The 6,245-nt window shown below is 47.5% G+C and carries 1 protein-coding gene; it reads left to right on the top strand.

Going from position 1 to position 6,245, the window contains the following annotated elements; genetic code table 11:
- The first annotated feature begins 68 nt into the window (after nt 1-68).
- Entirely contained in the window at nt 69-6,200 is a 6,132-nt protein-coding gene (locus HMPREF9370_RS05680) for an Ig-like domain-containing protein (RefSeq protein ID WP_050795383.1), read from the top strand.
- Nucleotides 6,201-6,245 lie beyond the last annotated feature (45 nt).

Genomic DNA, 6,245 nt, shown 5'->3' with positions numbered 1-6,245 from the left:
TCAATCAACCTGAAACACAAGAGCCTATTTCGGCCACGGTCAGAATCAATCCAATCGCACACCAGGATATGATTAATGCCAAATCTGCAGAAGGAAATATCCTGGTTTCCGGCAGCATCAGCAGCAATCGAGATATTGCCAATGCCAATGTTGTGCTCTATTTAAATGGAAAAGCCTATCCTACTATTGTAAATGCTTCTACTTTTAGCGCAGAAATCAATGGTAAAGCGTTTGCCAACGCCAACATTATCAACGCTGTCGCGACAGTACATGACAGCTCGGGCAATAGTACAAAAGCGCTATCTGAACGTGCATACAGCTATGACGTAGAAGCACCTGAAGCATTAATCAGAATGAACAGGATGTCGGATAACAGCACCATCAGCATTGCAACCAAAAAAGAAACATACACACTTTCCGGCCCCCTTAAAATTGGCGAAGACAGTGTCAAAGAAACCGTTACTGTAAAAATCAATGGGAGATCCTATCCTGCCAAAATTAACGGCGTAACTTGGTCTTTAGAAACCACAGGTGAAATACTTGCTTTCGCTGAGGGTGCCCAAAGCCTTCAAGTTATTCTGCAAACTGAAGATGCAGCAGGAAATATTAACACCGCCTCTATGCAATACGTTTATCTGGTGGATACTGTCATCGATCAGCCCGTTATCACTCTTAACCCAATTGCCGCAGACAATATCATCAACGCAGCCGAAGCCCAATCCAATATTTTGGTTTCCGGCGACGTACAGCATGCCAATGAAGGCGATACGGTTACATTCACGGCCGGCACCTACCAATCTACGACAACCGTTCAAAACGGCAAATTCAGCCTTGAAATCGAAGGTTCGGTATTGGCGGCGAGCGAAAGTATCAGTGCGCGCATCGAAACGTCAGATGATGTCGGAAATACTGCATCAGCCGTAACCACGCAAAACTATACATTAGACACCGAAATCGACACCCCTGTTATCACGTTTAACGCCATCGCGGAAGACAACATCATTAACCTGGCCGAATCCAAAACCGAGAGCACCCTACTTTCCGGCACCGTAGAACATGCCAAAGAAAATGACGAAATCATTATCAATGTAGGCGAAGCGGTTTATAAAGGCGTGATTTCAAACGGGCAATTTGCCGTTGCCGTAAGCACTAAAACCTTGCTCAACCACGGCAAAATATCTGCAAGCGTTACCACAACCGATGAAGCGCTCAATAGCGCTACCGGCCACGCAGAACGCGCTTACACAATCGACACGGAATACGCACCCACCATCAGCCTGAATGCAATCGCAGGCGATAATGTGCTTAACATTGCCGAATCTCAAAGCACCGTTACCGTTACCGGTACCGTTACCGACGTTGCCGATAACGAAAACATCATTGTCTCATGCGGTTGTGAGAGCTGTGGCAGTGTGAAATGGATTGATATCCTTACGAAAGTGAAAAACGGTGGTTTTTCCGTTGATTTTGAAGGCTCTCAATTATCAAAAAGCGGTTATACCCTGGTAAAAGCCAGCGTTACCTCACAAGATGCCGCAGGTAACACAGCTACAGCAGAAACCACCCAAAGCTACACTAAAGATTTAACAGCACCTGAAGTAAACGTAAGCATTAATGAAATCGCCGGTGATGATGTGCTTACCAAAGCCAAACAAGCACAAGAACACCATTCCATCAGCGGAACGATTAACGGCTTGCAAAACGGCGAAACTGTTAACCAAGTTATCGTGCACGTTGGCGATCAGAGATACGACGCCGTCGTGACCGGCAACACTTATTCTGCGGACATCCCCTCTTCGGAGCTGGCAGCCGCAACCCGCGTAGACGTATCCGCGACAGTAACCGATGCCGCAGGCAACAGCATTACGGCAGAAAACAACCGCCCATACAAAGTGGGCAAACCGGCACCCGTCATCACACTCGACATGGTTGCCGAAGATAATTTTATTAACAAAGCCGAATCCGATAACGGCAACTTTACCCTATCCGGCTCAGTAGAAAACGTGGAAAACGGCACAGAGGTTACCCTTCAATCAGGCTTCAATGAATTAAAAGCGAATGTAGAAAACGGTAAATTCAGCATTACTGCCGACCGCGCTTTCTTAGGCATTGCAAACAATGTTAACAATGCTGTGAAAACTCTTGTCGCACGCATTAGCGTGCCGGATGATTATGGTGTCAACCAAACCTATACGGCCAGCCAAGACTATACTATTGACTTAGCCAATAATACCTCCATTACCCTCCATTCGCTTACGGGTGACAATATTCTGAATGCGGTCGAAATGGAACAACCTTATGTTACCGTTAGCGGCAGCGTTACCGACGGTATGCCTGGTAGTCTAGTTACGATCAAAATCGGCAAAGCAACTTATACAGCCGAAGTTCAAGCCGACGGATCATATAGCGTAGATGCGGAAATTGCACAGATAGCCCCTGGCGGCAGAGAAGGTAAATACGGTATTTCCGCTAGCGTAGAGCGCGTAGATGCCGCCGGCAATACCGGCAACGGCAATGCCACTTTTACCCGAACCTTTTCTGTTAATAAATCGGCACCAAACGGCCAAGTCGCATTCGATCCTATTACCGGCGACAATGTAATCAACCGAAGCGAAGCCGCCGAGCCGACTTTACGCATTACCGGCAAAGTAAAAGGCTTGCAGGAAGGAGATGACGTTGTATCCGTGACCATCAATGTCGGGAATAATGAATATACCGCCAAAACACTGGGGGCTTCGTTTAATGTCGACATTCCCGCCACTATATTGGCAGCCAACAATCAGGTTAGCGGCCGTGCTGAATTGAAAGATGCCGGAGGTGCCACATCGTCTGCAGCAGAAGGCACGCAAAACTACACCTACCAAACCACTCCGCCTAGTGTCAACATTACTGTAGAGAGCATCAATGCAGGGAAAGCTCTGAATATCCAAAGCCTGTCTGAAAATGTTGTGCTTACCGGCTCACTGGTATTGGGTGATACCGTTGTTCGCGGCACGGAAAAAGTTACTATCCACATCGACGGCACGGATTATGCCGCCCAAGTTTCAAATAACACTTGGACATTAACCCTACCCGCCACAACATTGGCAAAAACCGATGGCATCCATAACGTGACCGCCTCTGTCTCTGCGGCCGACAAATATGGTAACGCTGCCAGCCATAACGCGGTTCATACTTATGAGGTAGATACTGTTGCCCCTGCACCTTTCATTACGCTTAACGCCCTGGCAAACGATAATGTGCTTGAGCAGGATGCTCAAGATAGAGTCGTGCTGGCAGGTCGTGTAGACGGTAATTTCAAAGAAAACGATACTGTTGTAATAACTGTAAACGGCATTCAAGAAAAAACCACCGTTGATAGCAGCGGCGTATTCAGCATCACGGTTGACGCTGCTCAATTAACCGGCGCCGAGAAACCCGTTATCACTGCGGCCATCACAACCTCAGACAACGCAGGCAACAGCGCTTCTGCGCAAACCGCGTTGACATATAGCGTGAAAAAAGGCGATATCGACATTAAATTGAATGTGATTACCGGCGATGATTTGATTAATGTAACCGAAGCCAAGCAAGAAATTACCATTTCCGGTTCGGTTTCTGGTTCCGCCGCTGAAGAAAACCAAATAGTCGAATTATTGATTAACGGGGAAACCATCCAAGCTCAAGTTCAAAACAATTTAACCTTCAGCACCACCGTTGCTGCTGAAAAATTGATTGCCAACCCCGGCCATATCATTAAGGCAAGCATCTCTAATGGAGCGGACGCAACCGCCAAAACTTCGCGTAGCTATGAAGTGGCGCCGGAAGCCGCCGCATCGATTAATATTACAGGCATTGATGCCGACTTCAATATAGATGTAGCCCAAGCTTTCTCCAATACCCGGATTGGCGGTGTAATTGAACTTGAAGGTGCATTCGCAAAAGGCATGAATAAGGAACGCATGCGCCAGATTACTGTGAATATCGGTGATAAAACATACACCGCAGGCGTAAAAGCAGACCGCAGCTTTTTCTTGGATATTCCCACCAAAGAGCTTGCAAAACTCAACGGCAAAGCACTCAGCTTCAAAGTAGAGGCTGACCCGCAACTATTTGATGTGGAACAAACCGGCAACAATACTTACCGCATTAACAATCTGGCGCGTTTTGAACCGGTAAGGGTAAAAGAAATCAAGTTTGATAGCCCTTATATCAATAAGGATCCTGAGAACGGCTATGTCGTATCCGGTGCAAAAGATTCGGCAGTCATCATCAATGGTACGGTTGGCGGCACGGCAAAAGCCGGTGATACCGTTACGCTGGAAGTGGGCGGCAAAGTTTATCAAACCCAAGTCGATTCAACCGGCAAAAGCTTTTCGGTTGAAGTATCGGCCTCTGATTTGGCTGCCGATAAAGACCGCACCGTAAAAGCTGTTTTAAGCACGAACGATTCATCCGGCAAAGCCATCAGCGTCAGCGATAGCGAACACTATGCCGTATTAAATCAAGTGAGCGGCCAGCTTTCAGACAGGCATACCAAACCTGTATCTGTTAATAGCGACCACACGTCTCCTGATTACAATTTCCCTTATTTCATCCATAAAACAGGCAATATCAACGGCAAAAGCTACAATATCCCGCTGGGCGGCCAAAACGACGGCCCTACCGTGCTGAAATACCATTTCCTTACCCTAGATGAAATCAGCACCCTGTCGGAAAACCATAACCGCTATGTTGACAGAGCTACTATGACCAGCTACTCAACAGAGCTTCAGGAAATTGTGCGCAACGCCTATAAAGAAATCAGCGCCGTGACCAATATTGAATTTGTCGAAGTGGGAACCAAGGCTGAGGCCAACACCAACTATTACATGGGCAACCTCATGTCAGGCTTTGAAGGTGCGTCGGCCATCGCTTACAACGGCGGATTAATTGCCTGGAACAGTCGCCATAACTACATGGGCTGGGGTAAAGATTTCCTCCACTACACCGTACTGCACGAAGTTACCCATACCTTGGGAATGATACATACATCCAGTGGCTTCACAAGCGATTATGCAGTTGAAGAAAATATTGAATTTTCCAATATGTCTTATAACGCATATGCCAATAACAACTTATTTATTGGTAAAGGACAACTGCGCACTTACGATTTGGCCTACCTGCACTACACCGCAGGTATGAATAAAACCGTGCGCACAGGCGACGATATCTACACATTCAAAAACTATAATATGTATAGCCAAGATTCCGACCGCTACATCTGGGACGCAGGCGGCATCGATACTTTCGATGCCTCACAAGAAAAAGCCGGCGTAAACGTTAACCTCACCCCCGGCTCATGGATTTATGTTGGCGACAACTTATCCAAAACGTTCAGTATACAAAGTGCCGCTACCCACAATATGCGCAGTTACTTCAATTTGGGGCAAGACGCATCGATCATCGGCAACTCCGGAGCAAACGTTAAGTTAAACACCTATACCGAAGGCCAAGCATTTATCGGATACGGCACGCAAATCGAAAATCTGGTCGGCTCCGAGCATAATGATGTATTAACCGGCAACAGCGCCGACAACAATATTTATGGCGGAGCAGGTAACGATACCATCCGAGGCGGAGCAGGTAACGATTACCTCGATGGAGGCGAAGGCGAAGACACCTTAATCGGTGGCCAGGGCAACGACAGCTACGTTATCGACAATGCGTCAGACACCATCCAAGAAGCGCAGGATCAAGGCGAAGACCATGTATACAGCAGCATCACCCATACCTTGGGCGAACACCTTGAAAACCTGACCTTGATTGGTAGCAACAGTATCAACGGCACAGGCAACGCACAAGCCAACGTCTTGCGCGGCAACGGCTCGGATAACGAGCTCAACGGCATGGAAGGCGACGACCGCATCATCGGCGGAGGCGGCAACGATACCCTTACCGGTGGAGAAGGTAACGACACATTCGTATTCGACACCGTTTTAGACGGCAGCGTAACCACCATCAAGGACTTCCTGCAAGGTGATGACACCATCGAATTGTCATCTGCCATCTTTGGCGACCTTAAAACCACCTTGTCGGAATTTAGCGATTACATCAGCTATCAATCCCAAACCGGTTATCTGTATTACGACAGCGACGGTAAAGGCAAGGCCGACGGCATCCATTTTGCAACGCTCAGCCCGAACTTAGATATCAACGAAAGCCACTTTGATATTGTGTAAGTAGGCTGCATAAAACAATGCCTGTCTGAAACTTTCAGACAGGCA

This window comes from Neisseria wadsworthii 9715 (assembly GCF_000227765.1).
GTDB classification, from domain to species: domain Bacteria; phylum Pseudomonadota; class Gammaproteobacteria; order Burkholderiales; family Neisseriaceae; genus Neisseria; species Neisseria wadsworthii.
Note: the sequence above shows the minus strand (reverse complement) of the source record. Positions and strands in the feature narration are given on the sequence as shown.

Coding starts and splice junctions, on each gene's coding strand:
- HMPREF9370_RS05680 (WP_050795383.1), top strand. CDS start 69: ATGATTAATGCCAAATCTGCAGAAGGAAATATCCTGGTTTCCGGCAGC.